Here is a 2,477-nt window from a genome sequence, read left to right on the forward strand (position 1 = left end):
GACTTCCTCGCCCGCCTCGGCGTCCTGCGCACCCGCCGGATCCGCTGCCGCACCCACTACCGGCGCGACGAGATCCGCATCGCCGAGGTGGCCAGGATGTTCGAGAAGGGCTGGTGACGCGGACGCGCCCGCACCGGACGGCGAGCGCCCCCGGTGACGGCCGCCCCGGACGGCACGCCCCCCCCGCTGACGACCGCACACGACGGTGAGAAGGTGACGCCCATGGACCGGCCCGCGGAACTCGTGCCCCTGCACTACGTCGCCCTGGGCGCGCACGGCCCCGAGGACGTCGTCCCCGACCCGCACGGGCGCGTGCTGACCGGAGTGGCCGACGGGCGCGTCCTGCGCGTCCACCACCTCGGCGATCCGCGCACGGCCCGCACCGAGGTGCTGGCCCGCACCGGCGGCCGGCCCCTCGGGCTGGAGCTCCTCCCGGACGGCGACCTCGTGGTGTGCGACGCCGAACGCGGCCTGCTGCGGGTGGGCACGGACGACGGGACCGTCCGCGTCCTCGCGGACTCGGTGGCGGGGGAGCGGCTCCGCTTCTGCAGCAACGTCGTCGCCCTCCCCGACGGCACCCTGTACTTCACCGTCTCCAGCAGCCGCCACCCCCTGGACCGGTGGATCGGCGACATCGTCGAGCACACCGGCACCGGCCGGCTGCTGCGGCTGCCTCCGGAGGGCGGCGAGCCCGAGGTCCTGCTGGAGGGGCTGCGGTTCGCCAACGGCCTCGCCGTCGCGGCCGACGGCTCCTTCCTGGTGCTCGCCGAGACCGGCGCCTGCCGCCTCGTCCGCTACCGGCTCACCGGCCCCCGCGCCGGTCACGCCGAACCCTTCGCCGATCTGCCCGGCATGCCGGACAACCTCTGGCGCGAGGGTCCCGGCGGCCCGCTCTGGGTCGCCCTGGCCAGTCCCCGGGTCCCCCCGCTGGACCTGCTGCACCGCACTGCGCCGGCCGTCCGCCGCGCCGCCGCCCGGGCCGCGGTACACCTGCCGTACCGTCCGAGCGGGACCGCCGGCGTCGTCGCCGTGGACGACGAGGGGCGTATCGTCCACCACCTCACCCGCCGCCGGTCCGGCTTCCGCATGGTCACCAGCGTCTGCGCCACCGGTGACCACCTGGTGCTGGGCAGCCTGTGGGAGCCCGGGGTGGCGGTCTGCGCCCGGCCTGCCGCCCGCTGACCCGGCGGTACCCTGGGTTCCGGCCTTGATCGCCCGACGGGGCGGGGCCGAAAGAGGAGACGCGAGCGATGACAGCCCCGGAGACGCGGACCCGCGGCACCGGGGGTCTTCGCCGGGCGGGGGTCAGACGCGGTGGGCCGTCAGGGTGACGGTGAACGTCTCGATGAGGTTGCCCTGGGTGTCGTAGCGGCCCGAGGTGCCGGTCGAGGACCAGGTGTCACCGTTGATGGTGCCGGTCTGGTCGGCCTTGATGTAGGAGGCGACGGCGCCGGTGGAGTCGTAGATCGGGTGCTCCAGGTGGAAGGTGAACGAGGAGCCGCTCTGCTTCCAGGTGCCGGTGGCGAGGTAGGCGTTGTCCTCCGGGATCATCTTCAGGGTGCCGTTGCCGTAGAAGAAGAAGTGCGGCTGGACGGGGTTGGAACCGGCGGTGCCGGAGCCCTGCCACTCGCCGGCCAGGCTGCTGTACGTCACGTCGGCGGCGACCGGGACGTCGGCGTTGGCGGTGGCCGCGGACGCGGTGGCGGCGCCCAGGCCCGTCAGGGCGAGTACGGCGGTGGCGGCGACGACGCCGACGCGGGTGGCGATGCTGCGCATGAGGTGCCCTCTTCCAGATGAGGTGTCGATGGTGAGCTGATGCGTGGAACCGCTCGGGTGGTACGTGGTGCGTGGTGCTTGATACGTGGTGCGTGGTGCGTGGTGCGAAAAGGAGTCTGTTTCGGCCGCCTAGAGCGGCGATCGAGTGCTGCTCGCAAGGAGGCTGACGTATCGTCAGGGAGCCAGTTCCCGGAAGGCGCCGCCGAAGTAGAGCATCGGGCGCCCCTCGCCCTCCCCGGTGTGGGTGACCTCCGCGACGAGGATCATGTGGTCGCCCGCGGTGTGCCGCTGCCGGATCCGGCAGGCGAGCGTGGCCAGGGCGCCGCGCACCGCCGGTGTGCCGTTGGGCAGCGTCTCGAAGGCGCCGTCGGTGAACTTGTCGGCGCCCCGGGTGGCGAACCGTCGTGCGACGGCCGCCTGGTCGTGGGCGAGGATGCTGATCCCGCAGTCGGCGGCCCGGGTGAACGTGTCGTACGACGTGGCGGTCTCGGCCAGACAGACGAGCACGAGCGGCGGACGCAGCGACACCGAGCAGAAGGAGCTCGCGGTGAAGCCGTGCGGCGCCCCGAGCGCGTCGCGCGCGGTGACCACGACCACCCCGCTGGCGAACCGGGCCAGGGCCGCCCGGAAGCTGTCGGCGTCGACGCCCCGCACCGTATCGGTGATGCCGCCGGTCACGTATCGACCCTCCCGGTGTCCTC

At 73.7% G+C, this 2,477-nt stretch carries 3 protein-coding genes and 1 pseudogene; 2 read left to right on the forward strand and 2 right to left on the reverse strand.

The window, feature by feature from the left end; translation table 11 throughout:
- Both H5J33_RS37945 and H5J33_RS31000 read left to right on the forward strand, forming a co-directional pair.
- A pseudogene (locus tag H5J33_RS37945) lies at window positions 1–117 on the forward strand (ArsR family transcriptional regulator); the annotation flags it as partial.
- 105 nt (window positions 118–222) lie between these two features.
- Window positions 223–1,182, forward strand: a complete 960-nt coding sequence (locus H5J33_RS31000) for an SMP-30/gluconolactonase/LRE family protein (protein ID WP_181798086.1) — start codon at window positions 223–225, stop codon at window positions 1,180–1,182.
- A gap of 123 nt (window positions 1,183–1,305) precedes the next feature.
- On the opposite strand, the gene H5J33_RS31005 is transcribed toward H5J33_RS31000, so the two are convergent.
- Both H5J33_RS31005 and H5J33_RS31010 read right to left on the reverse strand, forming a co-directional pair.
- Window positions 1,306–1,776, reverse strand: a complete 471-nt coding sequence (locus tag H5J33_RS31005) for a hypothetical protein (RefSeq protein WP_181798087.1) — start codon at window positions 1,774–1,776, stop codon at window positions 1,306–1,308.
- 174 nt (window positions 1,777–1,950) lie between these two features.
- Window positions 1,951–2,477: flavin reductase family protein (locus H5J33_RS31010; protein WP_258565525.1), on the reverse strand; the 527-nt coding region annotated here is incomplete at its 5' end.

The organism is Streptomyces sp. WELS2 (assembly GCF_013870595.1).
Taxonomy (GTDB): domain Bacteria; phylum Actinomycetota; class Actinomycetes; order Streptomycetales; family Streptomycetaceae; genus Streptomyces.